Source organism: Eikenella longinqua, assembly GCF_001648355.1.
GTDB classification, from domain to species: domain Bacteria; phylum Pseudomonadota; class Gammaproteobacteria; order Burkholderiales; family Neisseriaceae; genus Eikenella; species Eikenella longinqua.
In genome coordinates this window covers 33771-53879 of the sequence record NZ_LXSL01000030.1, presented here as the reverse complement: position 1 = coordinate 53879, position 20109 = coordinate 33771, and the positions used below count along the sequence as shown (strand labels likewise).

At 59.6% G+C, this 20109-nt stretch carries 23 protein-coding genes and 2 riboswitches; of the genes, 16 read left to right on the top strand and 7 right to left on the bottom strand.

All coding sequences use genetic code 11. The features are described 5' to 3' along the window. Positions 1 to 32 precede the first annotated feature (32 nt). Positions 33 to 1133, bottom strand: coding sequence for a glycine cleavage system aminomethyltransferase GcvT (gene gcvT, locus A7P95_RS09535; RefSeq protein ID WP_067594539.1), 1101 nt, complete (start codon positions 1131 to 1133; stop codon positions 33 to 35). 32 nt (positions 1134 to 1165) lie between these two features. Next, positions 1166 to 1259: riboswitch (glycine riboswitch) on the bottom strand. Positions 1260 to 1304: 45 nt separating this feature from the next. After that, positions 1305 to 1396, bottom strand: a riboswitch (glycine riboswitch). A gap of 381 nt (positions 1397 to 1777) precedes the next feature. Here gcvT and A7P95_RS09530 point away from each other — a divergent pair. Together A7P95_RS09530 and A7P95_RS09525 are read left to right on the top strand one after the other, a co-directional pair. Next, on the top strand, positions 1778 to 2266 hold the full coding sequence (locus A7P95_RS09530) for an Lrp/AsnC family transcriptional regulator (RefSeq protein WP_067594536.1): 489 nt from the start codon (positions 1778 to 1780) through the stop codon (positions 2264 to 2266). 208 nt (positions 2267 to 2474) lie between these two features. Continuing rightward, the gene (locus A7P95_RS09525) at positions 2475 to 2834 is read left to right on the top strand and encodes a YbaN family protein (RefSeq protein WP_067594709.1); all 360 of its coding nucleotides are present in this window, start codon (positions 2475 to 2477) and stop codon (positions 2832 to 2834) included. Between the two features lie 81 nt (positions 2835 to 2915). Here the strand turns inward: A7P95_RS09525 and A7P95_RS09520 are convergent, their stop codons facing one another. Further along, positions 2916 to 3521 carry a nitroreductase family protein gene (locus tag A7P95_RS09520; protein WP_067594533.1) on the bottom strand — a complete coding sequence of 202 codons (606 nt, stop codon included), beginning with the start codon at positions 3519 to 3521 and terminating at the stop codon, positions 2916 to 2918. Between the two features lie 591 nt (positions 3522 to 4112). Here A7P95_RS09520 and A7P95_RS09515 point away from each other — a divergent pair. Next, entirely contained in the window at positions 4113 to 5318 is a 1206-nt protein-coding gene (locus A7P95_RS09515) for a DUF1294 domain-containing protein (RefSeq protein WP_067594530.1), read from the top strand. Between the two features lie 11 nt (positions 5319 to 5329). Next, complete coding sequence (locus tag A7P95_RS09510) at positions 5330 to 5878, top strand: DNA-3-methyladenine glycosylase I (protein WP_067594527.1); 549 nt, start codon at positions 5330 to 5332, stop codon at positions 5876 to 5878. A 242-nt stretch (positions 5879 to 6120) separates the two neighbouring features. On the opposite strand, the gene A7P95_RS09505 is transcribed toward A7P95_RS09510, so the two are convergent. Continuing rightward, the gene (locus tag A7P95_RS09505; protein WP_067594523.1) at positions 6121 to 6678 is read right to left on the bottom strand and encodes a hypothetical protein; all 558 of its coding nucleotides are present in this window, start codon (positions 6676 to 6678) and stop codon (positions 6121 to 6123) included. 216 nt (positions 6679 to 6894) lie between these two features. Then, on the bottom strand, positions 6895 to 7800 hold the full coding sequence (locus tag A7P95_RS09500; RefSeq protein ID WP_067594520.1) for a LysR family transcriptional regulator: 906 nt from the start codon (positions 7798 to 7800) through the stop codon (positions 6895 to 6897). Between the two features lie 156 nt (positions 7801 to 7956). Between A7P95_RS09500 and A7P95_RS09495 the strand changes: the two genes are divergently transcribed. After that, positions 7957 to 9069 carry an MBL fold metallo-hydrolase gene (locus tag A7P95_RS09495; RefSeq protein ID WP_067594517.1) on the top strand — a complete coding sequence of 371 codons (1113 nt, stop codon included), beginning with the start codon at positions 7957 to 7959 and terminating at the stop codon, positions 9067 to 9069. A 177-nt stretch (positions 9070 to 9246) separates the two neighbouring features. On the opposite strand, the gene A7P95_RS09490 is transcribed toward A7P95_RS09495, so the two are convergent. Then, a complete protein-coding gene (locus A7P95_RS09490; protein WP_067594513.1) occupies positions 9247 to 9732 on the bottom strand; it encodes a cupin domain-containing protein in 486 nt (161 codons plus the stop codon). 539 nt (positions 9733 to 10271) lie between these two features. Between A7P95_RS09490 and A7P95_RS09485 the strand changes: the two genes are divergently transcribed. The 7 genes from A7P95_RS09485 (at position 10272) to A7P95_RS09455 (ending at position 14499) form a co-directional block, all read left to right on the top strand. Further along, the gene (locus A7P95_RS09485; protein WP_156503576.1) at positions 10272 to 10589 is read left to right on the top strand and encodes a hypothetical protein; all 318 of its coding nucleotides are present in this window, start codon (positions 10272 to 10274) and stop codon (positions 10587 to 10589) included. A gap of 178 nt (positions 10590 to 10767) precedes the next feature. Beyond that, on the top strand, positions 10768 to 11289 hold the full coding sequence (gene infC, locus A7P95_RS09480) for a translation initiation factor IF-3 (protein ID WP_082890789.1): 522 nt from the start codon (positions 10768 to 10770) through the stop codon (positions 11287 to 11289). Positions 11290 to 11438: 149 nt separating this feature from the next. Next, positions 11439 to 11636: a 50S ribosomal protein L35 gene (gene rpmI, locus A7P95_RS09475; protein WP_067594504.1), complete on the top strand. Its 198-nt coding sequence runs from the start codon at positions 11439 to 11441 to the stop codon at positions 11634 to 11636. 13 nt (positions 11637 to 11649) lie between these two features. Then, positions 11650 to 12006, top strand: a complete 357-nt coding sequence (gene rplT, locus A7P95_RS09470; protein ID WP_067594501.1) for a 50S ribosomal protein L20 — start codon at positions 11650 to 11652, stop codon at positions 12004 to 12006. 323 nt (positions 12007 to 12329) lie between these two features. Next, complete coding sequence (locus A7P95_RS09465) at positions 12330 to 13097, top strand: SDR family oxidoreductase (protein ID WP_067594498.1); 768 nt, start codon at positions 12330 to 12332, stop codon at positions 13095 to 13097. Continuing rightward, on the top strand, positions 13094 to 13582 hold the full coding sequence (locus A7P95_RS09460) for a Fur family transcriptional regulator (RefSeq protein ID WP_067594495.1): 489 nt from the start codon (positions 13094 to 13096) through the stop codon (positions 13580 to 13582). The genes A7P95_RS09465 and A7P95_RS09460 overlap by 4 nt, the downstream gene beginning before the upstream one ends. Beyond that, on the top strand, positions 13570 to 14499 hold the full coding sequence (locus A7P95_RS09455) for a CobW family GTP-binding protein (protein ID WP_067594492.1): 930 nt from the start codon (positions 13570 to 13572) through the stop codon (positions 14497 to 14499). The genes A7P95_RS09460 and A7P95_RS09455 overlap by 13 nt, the downstream gene beginning before the upstream one ends. Positions 14500 to 14722: 223 nt before the next feature. Here A7P95_RS09455 and A7P95_RS09450 read toward each other — a convergent pair whose 3' ends face one another. Then, positions 14723 to 15277, bottom strand: coding sequence for a hypothetical protein (locus A7P95_RS09450; RefSeq protein WP_156503575.1), 555 nt, complete (start codon positions 15275 to 15277; stop codon positions 14723 to 14725). Beyond that, positions 15237 to 15479 (bottom strand): helix-turn-helix transcriptional regulator, encoded by a 243-nt coding sequence (locus A7P95_RS09445; protein ID WP_067594486.1) that lies wholly within the window; start codon positions 15477 to 15479, stop codon positions 15237 to 15239. Before A7P95_RS09445 ends, A7P95_RS09450 begins: the two co-directional genes overlap by 41 nt. Before the next feature lie 136 nt (positions 15480 to 15615). On the opposite strand from A7P95_RS09445, the gene A7P95_RS09440 reads away from it, so the two are divergent. The 4 genes from A7P95_RS09440 to zapE all read left to right on the top strand — a co-directional run bounded on the left by A7P95_RS09440 (position 15616) and on the right by zapE (position 20015). Beyond that, positions 15616 to 16242: an HI_0552 family protein gene (locus tag A7P95_RS09440; protein WP_067594704.1), complete on the top strand. Its 627-nt coding sequence runs from the start codon at positions 15616 to 15618 to the stop codon at positions 16240 to 16242. A 254-nt stretch (positions 16243 to 16496) separates the two neighbouring features. Further along, complete coding sequence (locus tag A7P95_RS09435) at positions 16497 to 17264, top strand: sulfite exporter TauE/SafE family protein (protein WP_067594483.1); 768 nt, start codon at positions 16497 to 16499, stop codon at positions 17262 to 17264. 156 nt (positions 17265 to 17420) lie between these two features. Beyond that, positions 17421 to 18605 carry an O-succinylhomoserine sulfhydrylase gene (metZ, locus tag A7P95_RS09430; protein WP_067594480.1) on the top strand — a complete coding sequence of 395 codons (1185 nt, stop codon included), beginning with the start codon at positions 17421 to 17423 and terminating at the stop codon, positions 18603 to 18605. Between the two features lie 276 nt (positions 18606 to 18881). Then, positions 18882 to 20015 (top strand): cell division protein ZapE, encoded by a 1134-nt coding sequence (gene zapE / locus A7P95_RS09425; protein ID WP_067594477.1) that lies wholly within the window; start codon positions 18882 to 18884, stop codon positions 20013 to 20015. Positions 20016 to 20109: the final 94 nt, after the last annotated feature.

The following is a 20109-nucleotide window of genomic DNA, read 5'->3' as shown; positions in this document are numbered from 1 at the left end:
GCTACCTGAAAACTTTCTACACGGCCTGCGGTTTAATCAAACTGTTTTTGGCCGTTGCGCACGAAGGGCAGCTTCAGCACGCGCACTTCCACTTCGCGGCCGCGGATAACGGCTTTGGCGGTGCTGCCTTCAAAGGCTTTGGGCACGCGCGCGATGGCGATGGACTGCTTGAGGCTGGGGGAGAACACGCCGCTGGTGGTGATGCCTTTGCCGGCGTCGGTGATCACTTCCATGTGTTCGCGCAGCACGCCGCCTTTGGCCAGCAGGAGGCCGACTTGTTTGACGCTCACGCCTTTTTCTTTCAGCGCGAGGAGCGGGGCTTTGCCCACGAAGTCGCGGTTTTCGTCTTTCAAGTCCACCGTCCAGGCCATGCCGGCTTCGAGCGGGCTGGTGTCGTCGTCCATGTCGTTGCCGTAGAGGTTCATGCCGGCTTCCATGCGCAGGGTGTCGCGCGCGCCTAGGCCGCAGGGTTTCACGCCGGCTTGCTGGAGGGCTTTGAAGAAGGCCACGGCTTCGCCTGCGGGCAGGATCACTTCCACGCCGTCTTCGCCGGTGTAGCCGGTGCGGGCGACAAACCAGTCATGGCCCAAATCGGCGCCTTGGAAGGGTTTGAGGCCGTTTACGGTGTCTGCCCATTCGGGTTTCACGGTGAGCAGCTTGGCGATGGCTTTGGGGCCTTGCACGGCGAGCATGGCCAAGTCGTAGCGCGGGGTAAGCTTGATGCCGAACTCGGCGCCGATTTTCTGGAATTGGGCGGAGTCTTTTTCGCGGGTGGCGCCGTTGGACACGATGCGGTATTGCGTTTCGGCTTCGTTGCCGCGATACACGATGAGGTCGTCGATGACGCCGCCTTTGTCGTTGAGCATGGCGGAATAAAGCGCTTTACCCACGAAACCGAGCTTGGCCACGTCGTTGGCCAAAAGCTTGCGGAAGAAGGCTTTGGCTTGGTCGCCGGCCACGTCGGTAACCAGCATGTGCGATACGTCGAACATGCCGGCGTCGGTGCGCACGGCTTCGTGTTCGGCGATTTGCGAGCCGTAGTGGATGGGCAGCTCCCAGCCGGCGAAATCTACCAGCTTGGCGCCGGCGTCGAGGTGGGCTTGGTGGAAGGGGGTGGTTTTGATTGCAGACATGATTCGGAGTCTCCGTTGGCAGTAATGGGGAAGCCTCCCTATCTGTCCGGGGTACCTGAGATTTTCGGCAGGGGATGCCTTGTATCCTTCGGTGGGCAATGAATGCCGCTCTCCAGATGAGGCCGTTTCAGGTAGCCCGCGCGGGCAGGCAGGGGAAGATGATTGTTTTGAAACGGGCTTGCAGTCCTTTTACCTGAGCGATTTAAGGGGTTTTGCGCCTTCGGTGCCGTTGTTGTATTAACGGTCTCTCCTGCAAACGTCTTGATTATCGCTCGAAAGTAGGAAATTGGGCAAGATTATTGCCTATTGTCAAGCATAAATTGATGGTTGGAATAGCAATTCTAGCGGCAAAGGTGTAAACTAAAACCGTAGAAAGCGAGAGGTTGTTTGAGATTGGAGCCGGTGCTTTCCGGCCAAACCGGCTTCGGAAATGCCCAAATGACGTAGAGTTAAGGCGGTATATTTCGCTATTAATGAAAATTATGGCGGATTATTCCAACACAAATACAATATAATATGCACGAATTTTCGTGCATGCAGCACAGGCCGGCCACAAGCCGGCCATATTGTTGTCGCCCTGGCTGCCTGCCCGGAGTGGCGCACATACTGCCTTTAAACCAGAAAGTATGATTGGATACCGAATCATGACAACTACTGTTTCGCTGGATAAAATCGACCTGAAAATCCTCCAGGCTCTGCAACACAACGGCCGCCTGAGCAATGTGGAGCTGTCCGAACGTGTTGCGCTTTCCCCTTCGCCCTGCCTCCGCCGCCTGAAACAGTTGGAGTCCACCGGCATCATCCGCGGCTATGCGGCACTGGTACACCCTTCTGCCGTGGCGCTCGGCTTGCAGGTGTTTATCCGTGTGTCGGTGGATAAGGCCAACCACCTGCGCGACGGCTTTGCCGAATCTGTGCGCAAATGGCCGCAGGTGTTGCGCTGCTTCGCGCTTACCGGCGAAACCGACTATATGCTGCACGCCTTTTTCTCCGATATGGAAAGCTTCTCCCATTTCATCCTGGATACGCTGCTGGCGCACCCCGGCGTGGTGGATGCGCGCTCCAGCTTTGTGTTGCAGGAAGTGAAAAACTCCACCGTGTTGCCGCTGGATCATCTGCAAACCGCCGAATAGCTTGGCTGGAAAACTGTTTTCAGGTAGCCTTTATGCCCGATTGCGGCATCAGGCTACCTGAAAATTTTTTTTGCGGGGCGGAATGGATAATATCAATATTGCAAACAACCCTATATGGCTCGGCGCGGCTTTTTTGGAGGCAGGGCTGGCGGCGGGCGTGCTGTGGATACGGCGGCGGCGCTTGTGCGGGCGCGATTCCTGGCTGCCGCTGTGGCGGCCGCTGGTGTGGCTGGCGGGCTGGCTTTCGCTGCTGTTGGGCATCATCGGCATTTTCCTGCCGGGGCTGCCCACCGTGCCTTTCGTGCTGCTGGCGGCGGGCTGCTGGTCGCGCACTTCGCCTCGTTTCCACCGCTGGCTGAGCACGCACCGCTATTTCGGCCCGATGGTGCAAAATTGGGAGCGCAAGCGGGCGATTCCGCTCAAGGGCAAGATTTTGTCGGCGCTGATGATGACGGCTTCGTGCGCTTGGATGTTTTACCGTTTTCCGGAGCGCTGGTGGGCAGGCGCGGGGATGGCTGCAGTGTGTTTGGCGGTGGCGTTGTGGATGTGGCGGCTGCCGAGCGAGTGAATGCGGTGGAAAAATGTGCCAAAAAGGCTACCTGAAAAATGTTTGTGCACTTTCAGGTGGCCTTTTTTGGTTTATGGCTGTTTACAGCCCGTACACTTTAAAGCGCTCGGCAACCGGGGCGAATTGTTTTTCGCCGGCGGGCGCGGCGATGCCGCCGAATACGAGCTGGGCGCGCAGTGTCCAATCGGCGGGGATTTGCCATTGTTCAGCCACAGCGGCGTCGATCACCGGGTTGTAGTGTTGCAGGTTGGCGCCGATGCCGGCGGCGGCGAAGGTGGTCCACACGGCGTATTGGTGCATGGCGTCGGCGTGCTCGGCCCACACGGGGAAGTTGGCGGCGTAGGCGGGGAACTGCGCTTGCAGGCCGCGCACCACGGATTGGTCTTCAAAGAAGAGCACGGTGCCGGCTGCGGCGGCGAAGCCGGCCAGCTTTTGGGCGGTGGGGGCGAATTTGTCGGCGGGTACGATTTGGCGCAGGGCCTGCTCGGTGAGCTGCCAGAGTTTTTCGTGTTCGGCGCCGAAGAGCACTACCACGCGGGTGGACTGGGAATTGAAGGCGGAAGGGGTGTGCAGCACGGCGTGCTTGACGATGGCGGCCACTTCTTCGGCGGGCAGCGGCAGGGTTTTGTTCAGCGCGTAAACGGAGCGGCGGGCGCGGGCGGCTTCTTGCAGGGTTTGGTGGGTCATGATGTTTCCTTTTGATGGGGTGGATAATGGGGCGCAGTATAACGCGCTTGGCGGAAGAGGGGTTAGCCGTGCTGGGAAAGGTGGTGTTTCCGGATAGGAAAACGGCGCGGCGGGCTGGAAAAGGCTACCTGAAAAACAGGCTGAAGCGGTTTCAGGTAGTCTTTCTGCGTTGTTGGCTCTCTATTCTATGAGAGAAGGGTGTGTAAACCTTAGGTTCGATTGAATTTCGATACTAAATGAATTTTCAGGTAGCCTTTTACTATTCATACCTTGTTTACTTTTGCGCCTTATGCCGGCGCGGGCACTTCCTTTCTTTGCTTCGCCAAAGAAAGGAAGCAAAGAAAGGCGACTGCGGGCACAGGTTTGGCTTTGCCAAACTTCCCTCACTCCGCACGGTTTTTCGGGCGGGCTCGCAACTTGCGGCTGCGCCGCTTCGAACATGCAAGCCCTTGTTTCCCGAAAAACCGCGCTCCATTCGGCTGCGCCAGCAGAGAACGGTGCAGCTCCAACCTTTTGCGCTCAATATGTTGTGCGTGGAGATGCAAAAAGTTTTAATGGAAGGAGAAAGGCTACCTGAAAACCTTTATCCGCTTGGCAGGCGCCACCTTTTCAGGTAGCCTTCCCGTTTTTGCCCAAACTGTTTCCTTGCCCGCCATGAACACCGAACACGAAGTGCAAACCGCCCCCGACATTCTCGAAGAAACGGCTGCCGAAAACGCCGCTGCCGCCGCGCCGGAGCCCGCCGCTGCCGATGCGGCCGCAGTGGAAGAAACGCCCGCCGCGCCTGTATCCCATCCCGCCGAAGCGGAAGGCGAGGACGATGAAGACGCCGCCGAAACCGGGCGCGAATGGCGCGAAGGCCGGATTGTGGACGCCGCCGTGCGCGTGTGGGACGCAGCCGAGCGCACCGGCATTGCCGACGTGGTGAGCAACAGCGAAGACGAACCACCGATCAGCGTGTTTTTGGTGGGCGACCTCTTCGCCGCCACCGACCTTTCCCCGCAGCCGGGCGACGTGTTGCGCGGCGTGTTGCAGAGCCACCCCTTCGGCGGCCACTGGCTGCTCGACAGCGCCGAAAACGCCGCCACTTCCAGCCTGCAACGGCGCAGCCCGGAAGAAGAGGAAGCGCTGTTTAAAGAGCGCAAACAGGCCAAACGGCAAGATAAATTGGTCAACGGCGAAACCTATGTGGGCAAAGTGGTGCGCTGGCGCGACGAAGAGCGGGCGGGCTACATCAAGGTGAAATCCATCAAAGCGCGCGTGTTTTTCCCGCAATCGGCCTTTGTGTTCCGCGACAAACGCCCGGCCAAACACCAACAAGTGAGCTTCGTGCTGGGGCGGCGGCGCGGCGAATGGGTGGCCACCCGCGTGATTCCGCAAGGCTACGAGCTGGGCTGGGCCGACCGCGAAAGCACGCCCTCCGGCACGGTGTTGGGCGGCGGCTTCAGCGAAACCCTGCTCGGCAGCGCGTTTATCCTGCTTTATTTGGCCGCCGTATCGTTTATCTCCCTGCCGCTGGCCTCGGCCTACCTGCTGGCCAGCTGCCTGCTGCTCATCCTCTACCGCACCGACAAGCGCAGCGCGCAAAACGGCCGCACCCGCGTGCCCGATTTCGTGCTGCACCTCCTGGCCGTGCTCGGCGGCTGGCCGGGCGGCTTGTTGGCGCAGATGCGCTACCAGCACCACACCGCCAACATCGGCTTCGTGCGCGCCTTCTGGTTCAGCGTGGCGCTCAATGCCGTCGGCAGCTACGTTTTGCTGGTGTATTTGGTGGGCAGCCTGCCTTCGTCTTCCTGAAGAACTGAGCGATGGATTATTGCACTTTCGCCCACAGCCTGCCCGACGACGGCAGCAACCCCAACAAACACTACCACGACCACCTCTACGGCTTCCCCATTGCCGACGACAACGAGCTCTTCGGCCGCCTGCTGCTGGAAATCAACCAGGCCGGCTTGAGCTGGACGCTGATCCTGCAACGCGCCGAAGGCATCCGCGCCGCCTATGCCGGCTTCGATATCGCCGCCGTGGCCGCCTTCGGGCAGGCCGAGCGCGAACGCCTGCTGGCCGACCCGCGCGTTATCCGCAACCGCCGCAAAATCGACGCCGCCATCCACAACGCGCGGCAAATCCTGCGCCTGCAACAAGAATCTGGCTCCTTCAAAAGCTGGCTCGACAGCCACCATCCGCAAGACTTGCCCGCCTGGGTGAAGCTCTTCCGCCAAACCTTCCAATTCACCGGCCCCGAAATCGTGTGCGAATTCCTCGTGAGCACCGGCTACCTGAAAGGCGCGCACCGCGACGACTGCCCCGTTGCCGCCCAAGCCGCCGCAGCCAATCCGCCTTGGCAGAGGGGCTAGGGCGGAGGGAAGGGCTACCTGAAAACGAGTTTTGCGGGTTTTTGCGAGCTAAAATTTAGCGGCGCAGAAACTTGTTGCGCTGTGTTTGATTACGTTTTAATTTTGTTGAAGTTGCGTTTTCAGGTAGCCTCTAAGCCAAGAGGCTACCTGAAAAATTTGGCGGCATAGATATAGCAAAAGGCTACCTGAAAAAGAGCTTTGCGAGTTTCTGCGAGGCTAGGGTTTTCAGGTAGCCTTTTGGTTTAAACGGATGGGCCGAGCCGGCGGATGGCGGCGTTGATTTCCTGCGCTGCTTGGTAGATGGGGTAGCGGGCGAGGGTGGGGAAATCCGGCCGCTGATATTCGTTCCAATAGCTGACGATGCGGCGCTGCTGGGTTTGCCAGTAGCGCGGGTTTTGGGCGCAGAGGCGGGCGAAGGCGGCGGGGTTGAGGCGGAAGAGGCGCACGGCGTCTTCTTGAATGGGCAGGATGTATTCGCCGAGCAGGGCGAGGGCGAAGGGCAGCACGAAGTCGGCCTGCCCGGCGCGCACCAGCCGCCGGAATGCGGCTTGGCGCACGAAGCCGTTGTGGTGGCGGCTGTGCAGGCAGTCGGCGATGAGTTGGGCGGTGTTGTTTGGCTGGGTGGCGTGCGGGTGCGGGGCGGGGTGGTAGAGGCGGCGGGGGAGGTGCAGGGTTTCGCCGTTGAGGCAGACAGCTTGGCTGGGCATGTCGGCGGGCTGGATGTGCAGGTGGCGGATGACTTCGTCGGCAGTGTCGTGCAGCGCGGCGGGGAAGGCGGCGGTGAGGGGGAGAGGGTGCATGGTGTTGTGGTTTGAGCGGTGATGCGGAGGCTACCTGAAAATGGGTGAAGCCAAGGCATGGGTTTTAAGGAAGATAAAAACGCGGTGCATATTTTCAGGTAGCCTCAATATGCCGAAAGAGGCTACCTGAAAAATATAGTGAGTTAAATTTAAAACGCTACGGCGTTGGCTCGCCTTGTCCCGTTTTTTGTTAATCCACTATAACTTTGCCGTTTTTCAGGTAGCCTCTCGCTGCACGGCGCCTTCCAGCACGCCGCGCATCCATTGCTGCACGGGGTCGAAGTGGGTGCGCTCGTGCCACAAGAGCAGTTTGTCGTAGCCGGCGCTGGGGAAGGGCAGGGGCAGGGTGGCGAGGCGGTTGCCGGGCTGCACCAGCCGCGAGGGCACCACGGCGAGCAGGTCGCTTTGGCGCAGGAGCTCGGGAATCAGGGCGAAGTTTTGCACGGAGAGGGCCACGCGGCGGCTGCGGCCGAGCTTGGCCAGCTCGCGGTCGATGGCGCCGGAGAAGCTGCCGCCGTAAAACGAGCCGAGCGCGAAGGTTTGGCGGCAGAAGGTGTCGAGCGTCCATTCTTGTTGCAATACGGGGTGGTGTTCGCGCAGGGCGCAGATGAAGTGTTCGTGGTAGAGCTTTTTGTGGCGCAGGTTGTCGGGCGCGGCGGGGTGCGCGGCGATGGCGGCGTCGAGCCGGCCTTTGGCGAGCTTTTCTTCCATTTCTTCGCGGCGCAGCTTGAAAAAGGCCACGCGGGTGTGCGGGGCGAGGCTTTGCAGTTGGGCGGCGAAGGGAATGCCCACGGTGCGGAAGCTGTTGTCGGTGGTGCCGATTTTGAACTCGGCCTCCAGCTCGGCGGGGGAAAATTCGAGCGGCTGCACCAGGGTTTCAATCTGGCCGATGATGCGTGCCAGCGGTTCGGCCAGGGCTTCGGCGCGGCTGGTGGGCATCATGCCTTGGGCGGTGCGCACCAAAAGCGGGTCGTCGAAATACTGGCGCAGGCGGGCGAGCATGCCGCTCACGGCGGGCTGGGTGAGCGAGAGGCGGGCGGCGGCGCGGGTAACGTTGCGCTCTTCCAAGAGGGCGTGCAGGGCTTTGAGCAGGTTGAGGTCGAGGTTGTGCAGGCGGCGCATGGCGGGGAAATTGCAAAATGAGATAAGGGGTATGCGATTTTATGATTTTGTTTATGCGAAAGATAGCGCTATGATGGGCAACGGGTTTTATCTTGCCCGCGCAAACGGTTATACTGCCGCCCCTTTGTGTTGCCTTCTTTGCCGGAAAAGCGATTTATGTGGAAACGCCTGATATTGAAAACGTTTAAAGTGTTGCTGATTTTGCTGGTGGTGCTGGCTGCCGCCGGCTTTGCTTTTTATCAATTCCACCCCGTGTTCGGTGGGCAGCCGGATGAGGCGAGCATGGCGAAAATCCGCGCCTCCAAAGCGTTTAACGGCAGCGAGTTTGAAAACCTCGAGCCCACGCCGCTGATGACGTCCGACGAATCGCCCTCCATTCTCGAATGGGGCTGGAAAATGCTCAATCCGCCCCCGGGCAAACACCCGGCCAAGCCCCTGCCCACCGTGGCTCTGGACACATCGCAGCTCCAAGACGGCAGCGTGGTGTGGTTCGGGCATTCCACCGTATTGTTCCGCACCGGCGGGCAAACCTTTATCACCGACCCCGTGTTCTACCGCGCCTCGCCCGTGCCCTTCACCGGCAAGCCTTTCGCCATGAGCCACGTGCCCACCGTGGGCGAGCTGCCCGACATCGACGCCGTGCTGATTTCGCACGACCACTACGACCATTTGGATTACCAAGCCATCCGCGAAATCAACGCCAAAGCCAAGCGTTTTATCGTGCCGCTGGGCGTGAAAGCGCACCTACAACGCTGGGGTATCCCCGACAGCAAAATCACCGAAATAGATTGGGAAGAACAAACCCGCGTGGGCAGGGTTGCCGTTACCTACGTGCCCGCCCGCCATTTCAGCGGCCGCACGTTTGAGCGCAATAAAACCCTGTGGGGCGGCTATGTGGTGAAATCGCCCGAATTGTCCATTTATTTCAGCGCCGATAGCGGCTACGGCAAACATTTTGCCAACATCATCGCCCAACACGGCCCCTTCGATTTCGCCATGATTGAAAACGGCGCCTACGACCCAGCCTGGGCGCTTATCCACGAAACCCCCGAAGAAGCCGCCAGCGCCGTGGCCGACATCGGCGCGCCGCTGGTGATGCCGATACACTGGGGTAAATTCGACCTCGCCAACCACCATTGGAAAGACCCCATCGAACGCTTCACCCGTGCCGCCGCCGAACGGAATCTTCAGGTGGCCACCTCGCGCATCGGGCAGATGTTCCAAATCGGCAAGCCGCCGCAGGAGAAATGGTGGGCGGATTTGGAGTAAAGGCGCGGAAGGCTACCTGAAAAAGTTAAAAGGGCTACCTGAAAATGTGTTTTCGTTTTCAGGTAGCCTTTTTCAGGTAGCCTCTTCGGCTCAAGCGTAAAGGTGCGGTGTAAAACATCAGGCGGCAATAAAGGCAGCCCGCATCAAGAAGGCTGCCTTTATTGCCGTTAAACAGAATTAGTGTGCGGCCGGAGCGTTCGGCAGCTGGCCGATGAAGTTGATGAAGCGCAGCGGACGGTGGCCGGTGTTTTTCAGCGCGTGCGACTGGCCGGGGCGGGCGATTGTAATGTCGCCGGCGGCTACCGGAGTTTCCTTGCCGTTGGAATCCACGAAGGTGCCGCGGCCTTCCACAATCAGATACACGTCTTCATTGTTGGCGTGTTTGTGCAGGCCCACGGAGGCGCCGGGCGGCAGGGTCATCCAGCCGATTTCGCGGATGGCGTCTTGGTCGTTGGTTTGGTGGCGGGTGTAGGCGAAGCGGCCGAGCAGGTGGCCTTGGCCGCCTGCGGCTTGGTCGCGGTCCCAGCGTTGCAGGTCGGCGCGGCGGTATACTTGCACGCTGCGGTCTACCGGCTCTTTGCTCGGCTCGTTGATGTCTTTCGCCCAAGCGCCGGCACTGGCCAGCAGGGTGGCGGCAATCAGGGATACGGCTAGTTTTTTCATGCTTGCTCCTTAGGGGTGCTTGAAGGGGTGGAAACGTTTAATCCGGCGGGCATGCTATGCGGTTTGCCGAAACGGGGTCAAGACGGCGGCGCGGCAGGCGGGGATTATCTGGCGATTATTTGATATAGGCCAAAACGATGTGAATATGGCAGCCGCGTTTCAGGTAGCCTCCATGCGGCGGAAGGCTACCTGAAACGCGGCTTCAATGCAGTGAAAACGGGCAGGGCGGGCGTTTGTGCAGGCAAAACGCGGGTTGCAGCGGAGCGGGAAGCGGCAAGCCCGCCCTCAGTCTGGTTTGGGTGCGGCAGCCAGCTGCGTAAGAAAGCCAAAACAATCCGACTGTTGGCGGGAAGTGTCGCTTTTGCGCGGCGCGGCACAGGTTTTTGGCGTATTGCGGGCGAAACTTGCTATAATCGCGGGCGCATTGCAGCGGCTTGCTTTTTAAACTTCATTGAAGCCCACACTTTCAGGTAGCCTGTTGCCGATGTTTTAAAGAGGCTACCTGAAAAATTAGCATGGCAGAATTTAAGGAGAAAGGCATGGTCAAGCGTTCCATTCTAGGCTGGATGAAGCTGGTCTGCCTGTGCGGCATGATGATCCTGCTGTGGCGGGGGAACGCCGCTTATGCCCTGCTTCCTTTGTTGGCCTATGCCGCTGCCGAAATACAGCAGAGGCGTAACGAACGCGCCGCCCTTGCCGCGTTCCGCGCCAATCCTGAAGCCGCCCGCCAATGGTTTGCCGAACACTTAAGCGGCGAACGCATCGCCGATATTAAAGCCGTCCGCGCCCGGTTCAGCCTCTCGTTGCGCGATGCCGTGGCTGTGTTGGGCGAACACGTGCAGCAGGAAAAGGATTGAATTGGCAGGGAAATTGCTGCCAGTCAAGCATATTGCAAACACATCAGGCCGCCTTTGAGGCTACCTGAAAAATTTCCGGAGCAGCCGGCGCTCCGCTCGATACGCCGGCACAGCGGCGCGCCGCCGGCCACTTTGGCTAAACTAGGCGCGCCAACCCATTCATCTTGATAGGAGATTCATCATCGCACAAGAACGCGAAGCACGCATCAACGGCGAAATCAGCGCCAAGGAAGTGCGTTTAATCAGCGGCACGGGCGAGCAGCTCGGCATCGTAACCGTGAAAGAAGCCTTGGCCATGGCCGAAGAGCAAGACGTGGATTTGGTGGAGATTTCCCCCACCGCCAAGCCCCCCGTCTGCAAACTGATGGACTACGGCAAATACAAATACGAGCAATCGAAAAAGCGCGACGAAGCCAAGAAAAAGCAGAAGCAGGTGCAGATTAAGGAAATCAAATTCCGCCCCGGCACCGACGAAGGCGATTACCAAATCAAAATGCGCAACGTAAACCGCTTCCTCGCCGACGGCGACAAAGTCAAAATCACCCTGCGCTTCCGCGGCCGCGAAATGGCCCACCAGCATTTGGGCGCGCAGCTTCTGGAGCGCGTGAAGGCCGATTTGGCCGAAGTGGCCGCCGTGGAGCAGTTCCCCAAAATGGAAGGCCGCCAGATGGTGATGATGGTTGCGCCGAAGAAGAAGTAAACGTATAATCCGCCGTTTTCCGCTCCGCCGCACGCGGGAAACGGCTTTGATGTTGTGTGCGGCATAAAACCGTGGTGCCGGGTTGCAAGCGCCGCCTGATTTCAGGCAGCCTCCCGATGCCTAATCCGATAAACCGATGGAGTTTTCCCATGCCTAAAATGAAAACCAAATCCAGCGCGAAGAAACGCTTCAAAGTGCTGGGCAACGGCGGCGTGAAACGCGCTCATGCGTTCAAACGCCACATCCTCACCAAAAAAACCACTAAGAACAAACGCCAGCTGCGCGGCACCTCTATGGTGAACGAGCGCGACGTGGCTTCCGTTCACAGAATGTTGCCCTACGCATAAAGGAGTCTGAAACATGCCACGCGTAAAACGCGGTGTAACCGCACGTGCCCGTCATAAAAAAGTATTAGCTCTGGCCAAAGGCTACCGCGGCCGCCGTAAAAACGTCTACCGCGTTGCCAAGCAGGCGGTAATGAAGGCAGGCCAATATGCCTACCGCGACCGCCGCCAGCGCAAACGCCAGTTCCGCCAGCTGTGGATTGCCCGTATTAATGCCGGCACCCGCCAAAACGGTCTGTCTTACAGCAAATTCATGAACGGCCTGAAACGCGCCGCCATCGAGCTGGACCGCAAAGTGTTGGCCGATTTGGCTGTGTTCGACAAAGCTGCTTTCGCGCAGCTGGTTGAAAAAGCCAAAGCCGCTTTGGCCTAAGCCAAGTAAGCAAGTAAGTGAATAAAGCTCAGCCGGGAAGGTTTCCTTTCCCGGCTGAATTGCGTTTGGCGAAAGCAAAATGGGAGGGCGGCGTAGCAACCCGCCCTCCTGCGGAAACCTGGTTTCAGATAGCCAGAGTAGGGCTGGGCGATTTTTCAGGTAGCCTCAATAAGCAAAGGCTACCTGAAAGCACAACTTCAACATCGTGAAAACGTAATCTTCAATGCAGTGAAAACCCAGCGCGGCATCGTTGCGGCGAAGCTAAAAAATAGCGCCAGCCGGTGTTATACTATCGCACCTTTCACCAACCACAGGGGGCGATGATGAGCATTTTGGTAACCGGCGCTTCGGCCGGGTTCGGGCGGGCAATCTGCCGCAGGCTGATTGGGGCGGGCTACCGCGTGATCGGCGCGGCGCGGCGTGCCGACAAATTGGCTGCATTGCAGGAAGAGCTGGGTGCAAACTTTCTGCCGCTGGCAATGGACGTGGGCGATACCGCTTCGGTGGATGCCGCCTTGCAAGGGCTACCTGAAAATTTCGCCGAGATAGATTGCCTGGTAAACAACGCCGGCCTGGCGCTGGGCTTGGATCCGGCTTATCAGGCCGATTTTGCCGACTGGCAAACCATGATTCAGACCAATATCATCGGCCTTTCCTACCTCACCCGCCAAGTGCTGCCCGGCATGGTGGCGCGGCACCAAGGCTATATTATCAACCTGGGCTCGGTGGCCGGCACCTATCCCTACCCCGGCGGCAATGTGTATGGCGCCACCAAAGCCTATGTGCGCCAATTCAGCCTGAATTTGCGCGCCGACTTGGCCGGCACCGGCGTGCGCGTGAGCAATATCGAACCAGGCTTGTGCGGCGACACCGAGTTTTCCAACGTGCGCTTCAAGGGCGACGACCAACGTGCCGCCGCCCTCTATGCCGACGTGGATTTCATCCGCCCCGAAGACATTGCCGACACCGTGCTGTGGCTGTATCAGCGCCCGGCGCACATGAACGTGAACAGCATCGAAATCATGCCCGTGGCGCAAAGCTTTGCCGCTTTGCAAGTAACGCGCAAACCCGCCGGGAAGGAGTCGCCATGACCGACCATTCCGCACTCAGCCACAAAGAAAGCATCATTGAGCGCGCCCGCGCACAAGGCTTGCAAATCACCGCCCTGCGCGAGCAGGTGCTCGACATCGTGTTGCAGCAGGATGGCGTGATTAAGGCCTACACCGTGCTGGCGCAGATGCAGCAGCGCAGCAAAGGCGTGGTGGCGCCGCCCACCGCCTACCGCGCGCTGGATTTTTGGGCGGAACACGGCGTGCTGCACAAAGTGGCTGCGGTGAACGGCTATGTGCTGTGCAGCCACGCCCGCCATGATTGCGACGAACATTGCCACAGCCCCGACGAGCAAAGCCGCCACCACAGCGCCTTCATTTTAGTGTGCACCGAATGCGGCGCCACGGATGAGCAAACGCTGAGCCGAGAATGGCGCGCGCTGCGGGCGGGCGTGGCGGCGCGCGGTTTCAAACTCAAAGAGGAACACGTTGTTTTAACAGGAATATGTAAAGAATGTCAGAAATAAAGAAAGCAAAAGTGCATTTGGTGTCCGGCTTTTTGGGCACCGGCAAAACCACCGCCCTGCGCCACCTGATGGAGCAGAAAAACCCCGATGAAAAATGGGTGATTGTGGTGAACGAATTCGGCGAAATCGGCATCGACGGCGCCGTGTTGAGCGACAACGGCATCCCCGTGGCCGAGATTGCCGGCGGCTGCCTGTGCTGCGTGGCCGGCGCGCAGATGGGCACCACCATCAACCGCATGGTGAGCGGCAACAAGCCCGACCGCATCATCATCGAAGCCAGCGGCCTGGCGCACGCGGCCAGCGTGATCGACGAGCTGCGCGCCAAGCCTTTCGACCAAATGCTGGACATCGGCGCCGTGTTTACGCTGGTGGACCCGCGCCAGTTTGTAAACCCGGAATACGCCAACCAGCCGCTCTACCGCGACCAGGTGAGCGTGGCCGACGTGCTGGTGGCCAACAAGGTGGATATGTGCTCGCCCGAGGAGCTGGCCGAGTTCCGCAGCCGCGCCGCCAAGCTGTTTCCGCCCAAGGCGGAGGTGGTGGAAACGCAGGATGCCTATTTGGACATCGCGCTGCTGGAAACGCCGGTGGCGGAGAAAAGCCGCTATCGTATCAAGGAGCTGGCCGACAACACCATGGGCTTCCAATCGCAGGGCTACACCTTCCCCGCCGACAGCAGCTTCGACGGCGAAAAGCTCACCAAGTTTTTCAATGATCTGCCCAAGCTGTGCGACGGCCTGGTGCGTGCCAAGGGTGTGTTTAAGGTCTTGGGCAGCTGGGTGTGGCTGAACTGGAGCGAGGGGCAGTGGGGCGCCAACCAAGTGGCGTGGCGGCGCGACAGCCGCTTTGAAGTGATTGCCAAATCGTTCGACAGCGACGTGCTGGAGCAGAGGTTGCAGGCAGCGCTGGAGAAATAAGCGGAAGGCCGGCTAAAAAGCAAAGTGCGTTTTCAGGTAGCCCTAGTTTGACGGCAGGCTACCTGAAAATGTGGGCGGCAATGCGATGGTGAAGAAACAAGCGCCTGCAAGTTAAGCCATCAGTGCTGAATTTCTCTGCTTCGGATGACCGCCAAACCAATTTGAGGCTACCTGAAAACCCGTTTTTCAGGTAGCCTCAATATTCATGGAGGCTACCTGAAAGCTATTCGGAATATTCATCCTGTTGCTTGCGCACTTCTTCGGCCAAGGTATGCTCGGTTTTGCCGATTTCCTGATGTTCGACACGCATCAAGGCTGCTGCCGCCAACACGGCAAATGGTGCCACCAGCCAAACTGGAATATCGGGCAGGCGGTTCTTTGCCACAGCGATGAGGCCGAGAGCGAGGGCAGCGCCAATCAGCCATGCCGGTTTTTTCCGCCGTGCGGCGCGATGCCGCATTTTCTGTTCGGTGAAGTCAGCGGGATTTTGCAATTCAATGGTGAGCGGCTGCGGGTATTTGGCGGCAAAATAGCAATACGGCAGAAATATAATAAACAGCCAAGTTGGCCAGTTGGTATCAAATCCTGCCAGATAACCCGCCAAAATCACAAACTGGCAAACAAGGAACAACCCCAATAGCAGGGCAGAGCACACAATGCCGAATTTGGCGTAATGCGCGTTTACCAATTGCATTTGCCGCTCGTCCAATTCCTGCGGGTATTTGCCGATCCAAAATTTAAATATCCTGTTGTATAGCCTGCTGCCCATCGTTTTCATGCGCCTGCTCCTGCGTCCAAAATAAAGTGTTCAAATCACTTTCCAATACCCGTGCCAATTTCAGGCACAGCGACAGCGTGGGGTTGTAGCGGTTGTTTTCGATCAGATTGATGGTTTGCCGAGCCACCTCCACGCGTTCCGCCAACTCTTGCTGCGACCAGCCCTTTTGCCGCCGCAAATCACGTACTTGGTTGGTGTTCATCCATTATCCATTTTGTCGTGTATAGATGACATTCTAAAAACGCACGGTATGGAATGTCAAATATAAATGACAAGAGGCTACCTGAAAACCCGTTTTTCAGGTAGCCTCTCCCTTTTTCATGCCCCGCCGCCCCATCATGCTCACCCCGCAAAGCTGCGACCTGTTCCAACGCCCCTTCTTCCAGTTTGCGCAAATCCGCCAATACCAGCCCGAAACCGAGGCGCAAACCAAGGCGGAATACAAAGCCGCGTGGCAGGTATGGCGGGCGCTGGTTTTTCAGGTAGCCTCCGAGCTGGGCGCGGGTTTCGCCCCGCCGCACATCGAGCGCTGGTGCAACGGCTGGCAGGTGCGTGCGCACTTTTTCGCCTATTTCAAATATGCCGCCCATGCCGATACGGCGGTGATTCTCTCGTTGCTGCTCAACCGCCGCCGGCTCACCGCCAGCCTGGAATGGCACGAATACCGCGCGGCAAAATCCACCCTGCCGCTGGCCTGCTACCAGCAGGCGCTGGCCGGTTTCCCGCGCCATGAGTTTGCCGACTTCCAAATTTGGCACGGCCGCGACAGCGAATATGCCGACTATCCCGCCGTCTCCTCCGCGCCCGCCGCCGCGTTTGCCCTGCAAGACGCTGCCGATTTCCTCTGCCTCGGGCGGCATTTGGAGCGGGAGAAATTGGCGCAGACCGACAGCGCGGCATGGCTGGCGGAGAGCATCCGCCGCCTGCTGCCGGTGTATGAGGCTTGCCATAATGTGCGGCTGTGAGCGGAACACGGCGGGCGGCCGCGCGTTGGCTTTGCGCCATGCGCTGCTGTTAAAGGCTACCTGAAAACGGTAGTGTGCGGATGGCTGGCAGTTGATTGGCAACCGCCGGGCTGCCGTTGGGTTTTGCTTGTTCTTCTAACATTTTCAGGTAGCCTGTTCACCTTCCTGCGGGAGGGTGCGGCAAACCGCAGGTATGCCTCACAAGCAGCCCGTTGCATTCTGCCGTTTGAAACAATAAAACATCGGAGAAACTCATGGACATCCCTTTTCTGCTGTTGCTGGCCGCCGGCTTTTTGGCCGGCCTGATGGACGCGGCGGTGGGCGGCGGCGGGCTGCTGCAATTGCCGGCGCTGTTCGGCGTGCTGCCGGCCGCCACACCCGTGCCCACTGTGCTGGGCACCAACAAGCTGGGCTCTTTCGCCGGCACGTTCACCGCCGCCACGCAGTTTGCCCGCCGCATGCCGCTGCCGTGGAAAATGCTGCTGCCGGTCGGCGCGCTGGCGTTTGCCGCTTCGTTTGCCGGGGCGAAAATGGTGGCCTATGTGCCGGTGCAGTATATGAAACCGGCCATGCTGGCGATTATGGTTGCCATGTTTGCCTACACTTTTTGGCGCAAGGATTTGGGGCAAACGGCGCGCACCGCCGCGCTCACCCGCCGCGAAACGGCGCTGGGCATGGCCTTCGGCGCGGCCATCGGCTTCTACGACGGCATCTTCGGCCCGGGCACGGGCAGCCTGCTGGCCTTCGTGTTCGTGCGCTTCTTCGCCTACGATTTTCTTACTGCCACCGCCTGTGCCAAAGTGATTAATCTGATGACCAATCTGGCGGCGCTGAGCTTTTTCGTGCCGGGCGGGCATGTGCTGTGGCAGTGGGCTTTGCCCTTGGCGGCGGCCAACCTACTGGGCGGTTTTTGCGGCGCGCGTTTGGCCGTGCTCGGCGGCAGCCGCTGGTTGCGTTATGGCTTTATGGCGCTGCTGTGTCTTTTGATTGGCAATTTCGCCCGCCAGCTGTGGCTGGGCTGAGGGCGGGTTTTCGGCGGCGGGCAAAAAGAGTATGCTTGAGGCCGAAGATTGCTTTGTTCACTTGATATTGGTTTTTCAGGTAGCCTCAGCCCAAAGGCCCTAAGAGCTACCTGAAAAGTATTTCCTTTTACCATTCATTCACTTGGAAAAGACATCATGCCCCACTCCAAACCCCTCCACCCGCAAACCTTAGCCATCCGCGGCGCCAAAGAGCAAACCGGCTACAACGAACACAACCAAGCCCTGTTTATCACCAGCAGCTTCATGTTCGACACCGCCGCCGACGGCGCCGCCCTGTTTGCCCACCAAAAGCCCGGCTTCACCTACTCGCGCACCGCCAACCCCACCGTGGCCGCCTTTGCCCAACGCATCGCCCTGCTGGAAAAAGGCGAAGCCGGCATCGCCACCGCCACCGGCATGGCCGCCATCCAAGCCGCCCTGCTCACCTTCCTCAGCGCCGGCGACCACCTCATCACCAGCCGCAGCCTGTTCGGCACCACCATGGGCTTCATCACCAACCACCTCACCCGCTTCGGCATCGAAGTTTCCCTCGTGCCGCAGAGCGACACCGCCGCCTGGCGCGCCGCCGTGAAGCCCAACACCAAAATGCTGTTTGTGGAAACCCCGTCCAACCCGCTCAACGAGCTGGCCGACATCGCCGAGCTGGCCAACATCGCCCACGGCTGCGGCGCCCTTCTGGCGGTGGACAACTGCTTCTGCTCTCCCGCGCTGCAACAGCCGCTCACCTTCGGCGCCGACTTATCCGTGCAATCCGCCACCAAAGCCATCGATGGCCACGGCCGCGTGCTCGGCGGCGTGGTGTGCGGCAAAGCCGATTTGATGGAGAAAGTGGCCATGTATGCCAACTCCGCCGGTCTGCTGCTCTCGCCCTTCAACGCCTGGGTGTTGCTCTCCGGCTGCGAAACCCTGCCGCTGCGCATGGAAAAACAAAGCGCGCAGGCGCTGGAAATCGCCCAATGGCTGCAAGGCCGGAGCGAAGTGGTCAAAGTGTATTACAGCGGCCTGCCCGACCACCCGCAAGCCGCATTAGCCGCCAAACAGCAGGCTTCCGGCGGCATCGTGGTGGCCTTCGAGCTCAAAGGCGGGCAGCACGCCGCCTGGCAGGTGATCGACCACGTGAAAGTGTTCTCCAAAACCGCCAACCTCGGCGACGTGCGCTCCACCATCACCCACCCTTGGACCACCACCCACTGCCGCATGGAGCCCAAAGCCAAGCTCGAAGCCGGCATCCGCGAAGGCCTTATCCGCCTCTCCATCGGCCTGGAAGACAGCGCCGATTTGATCGCCGATTTGCAGCAGGCGCTGGAACACATCCAATAAGCCCGCCGCGCATAGCAAAGGCTACCTGAAAATGCCGAAACATTTTTCAGGTAGCCTTTCTATTGCCCGCCATATCGGGCAGAATAGCGCCGTTTGAATTGAGCCAAACAATTTTAGCTTCGCAGAAACTCGCTTTGCTCGTTTTCAGGTAGCCTGCTATCCCGTGAAGGCTACCTGAAAAACCAAGCCTCGGCGCCGCAGGCTAAGCGTCTGCCAAGCCCAAACGCAAACCCATCCCATCAGTCCAACCGAAAAATCCAACCGAAAACACACACCATGACCGCCTTCACCCCGCCCCCCTTCGCCGGCCACAGCCCCTTAAGCTGGTACCAAGCCGCCGCCCAACAGCCCGGCTTCATCCGCGATGCCGCCCAAGAAACCGCCGTCCGCCGCCTTGACCGGCTCTGGCACGAGCTCGCCGCCCACCGTTCGCAGCGCGGCAGCCTGTTCGGCAAACTCTTCGGCAAAAAAGCTGCCCCGCCCAAAGGCCTTTATTTTTATGGCGGCGTCGGGCGCGGCAAAAGCTTCCTCATGGACGCCTTCCACGGCTGCCTGCCGCCCGGCAGCGCCCGCCGCGTCCACTTCCACGCCTTCATGGCCGAAGCCCACCGCCGCATGCGCGAACACAAAAACCAAACCAACCCCCTGCAAGCCGTCGCCCGCGACATCGCCCGCGAAGCCCAAGTGCTCTGCTTCGACGAATTCCACGTGAGCGACATCGCCGACGCCATGATCCTCGGCCGCCTGCTCGAAGGCCTGCTCGCCGAAGGCATCGTCCTCGTGGCCACCTCCAACTACGAGCCCGCCGGCCTCTACCCCCAAGGCCAAAACCGCAGCAGCTTCCTGCCCACCATCGCCCTGCTCGAACGCAGCCTCGACATCCTCAACGTAGACAGCGGCCAAGACTACCGCCAGCGCAGCCTCACCCCTGCCGACATCTTCTTCATTTCCGACGATGCTCGCAGTGAAGAGCAGCTCGCCGCCCTGTTTGCGCGGCACACCGGCCAAGCCCCTCAAGCCGGCACGCTGCCCCTGCTCGGCCGCCAAATCCCCACCCAAGGCCAAGCCGACGGCGCATTATGGTTTCATTTCGACGCCCTGTGCCGCGGCCCCCGCTCCCAGGCCGACTACCTCGCCCTGGCCGAGCAAAACCGCATGATTTTCGTCTCGCACATCCCCAAGCTCGGCGAAAGCGAACACGCCGAAGCCCGCCGCCTCACCTGGCTCATCGACGTGCTCTACGACTACCGCGTCAAACTCAGCGCCAGCCTCGCCGCCCCGCCCGAACAGCTCTACACCCGGGGCAGCTTCGCCCACGAATTCGTGCGTAGCGCCAGCCGCCTTACCGAAATGCAGTCCGAAGCCTACCTCGCCCTGCCGCACCTCACGCTGGACAAAGAGGCTACCTGAAAAACCAGACACAACAGCAATCCCGCGAAGTGAAAACCGAATCTTCAATTTTTCAGGTAGCCTTTCCGCCTAAGCCAAAGGCTACCTGAAAAAC

Excerpts from the sequence above, each read along its gene's own strand:
- gcvT (WP_067594539.1), bottom strand. The coding sequence starts at position 1,133 with ATGTCTGCAATCAAAACCACCCCCTTCCACCAAGCCCACCTCGACGCC.
- A7P95_RS09530 (WP_067594536.1), top strand. The coding sequence starts at position 1,778 with ATGACAACTACTGTTTCGCTGGATAAAATCGACCTGAAAATCCTCCAG.
- A7P95_RS09520 (WP_067594533.1), bottom strand. The coding sequence starts at position 3,521 with ATGACCCACCAAACCCTGCAAGAAGCCGCCCGCGCCCGCCGCTCCGTT.
- A7P95_RS09510 (WP_067594527.1), top strand. The coding sequence starts at position 5,330 with ATGGATTATTGCACTTTCGCCCACAGCCTGCCCGACGACGGCAGCAAC.
- A7P95_RS09505 (WP_067594523.1), bottom strand. The coding sequence starts at position 6,678 with ATGCACCCTCTCCCCCTCACCGCCGCCTTCCCCGCCGCGCTGCACGAC.
- A7P95_RS09500 (WP_067594520.1), bottom strand. The coding sequence starts at position 7,800 with ATGCGCCGCCTGCACAACCTCGACCTCAACCTGCTCAAAGCCCTGCAC.
- A7P95_RS09495 (WP_067594517.1), top strand. The coding sequence starts at position 7,957 with ATGTGGAAACGCCTGATATTGAAAACGTTTAAAGTGTTGCTGATTTTG.
- A7P95_RS09490 (WP_067594513.1), bottom strand. The coding sequence starts at position 9,732 with ATGAAAAAACTAGCCGTATCCCTGATTGCCGCCACCCTGCTGGCCAGT.
- A7P95_RS09485 (WP_156503576.1), top strand. The coding sequence starts at position 10,272 with ATGGTCAAGCGTTCCATTCTAGGCTGGATGAAGCTGGTCTGCCTGTGC.
- rpmI (WP_067594504.1), top strand. The coding sequence starts at position 11,439 with ATGCCTAAAATGAAAACCAAATCCAGCGCGAAGAAACGCTTCAAAGTG.
- rplT (WP_067594501.1), top strand. The coding sequence starts at position 11,650 with ATGCCACGCGTAAAACGCGGTGTAACCGCACGTGCCCGTCATAAAAAA.
- A7P95_RS09465 (WP_067594498.1), top strand. The coding sequence starts at position 12,330 with ATGAGCATTTTGGTAACCGGCGCTTCGGCCGGGTTCGGGCGGGCAATC.
- A7P95_RS09460 (WP_067594495.1), top strand. The coding sequence starts at position 13,094 with ATGACCGACCATTCCGCACTCAGCCACAAAGAAAGCATCATTGAGCGC.
- A7P95_RS09455 (WP_067594492.1), top strand. The coding sequence starts at position 13,570 with ATGTCAGAAATAAAGAAAGCAAAAGTGCATTTGGTGTCCGGCTTTTTG.
- A7P95_RS09450 (WP_156503575.1), bottom strand. The coding sequence starts at position 15,277 with ATGAAAACGATGGGCAGCAGGCTATACAACAGGATATTTAAATTTTGG.
- A7P95_RS09445 (WP_067594486.1), bottom strand. The coding sequence starts at position 15,479 with ATGAACACCAACCAAGTACGTGATTTGCGGCGGCAAAAGGGCTGGTCG.
- A7P95_RS09440 (WP_067594704.1), top strand. The coding sequence starts at position 15,616 with ATGCTCACCCCGCAAAGCTGCGACCTGTTCCAACGCCCCTTCTTCCAG.
- A7P95_RS09435 (WP_067594483.1), top strand. The coding sequence starts at position 16,497 with ATGGACATCCCTTTTCTGCTGTTGCTGGCCGCCGGCTTTTTGGCCGGC.
- metZ (WP_067594480.1), top strand. The coding sequence starts at position 17,421 with ATGCCCCACTCCAAACCCCTCCACCCGCAAACCTTAGCCATCCGCGGC.
- zapE (WP_067594477.1), top strand. The coding sequence starts at position 18,882 with ATGACCGCCTTCACCCCGCCCCCCTTCGCCGGCCACAGCCCCTTAAGC.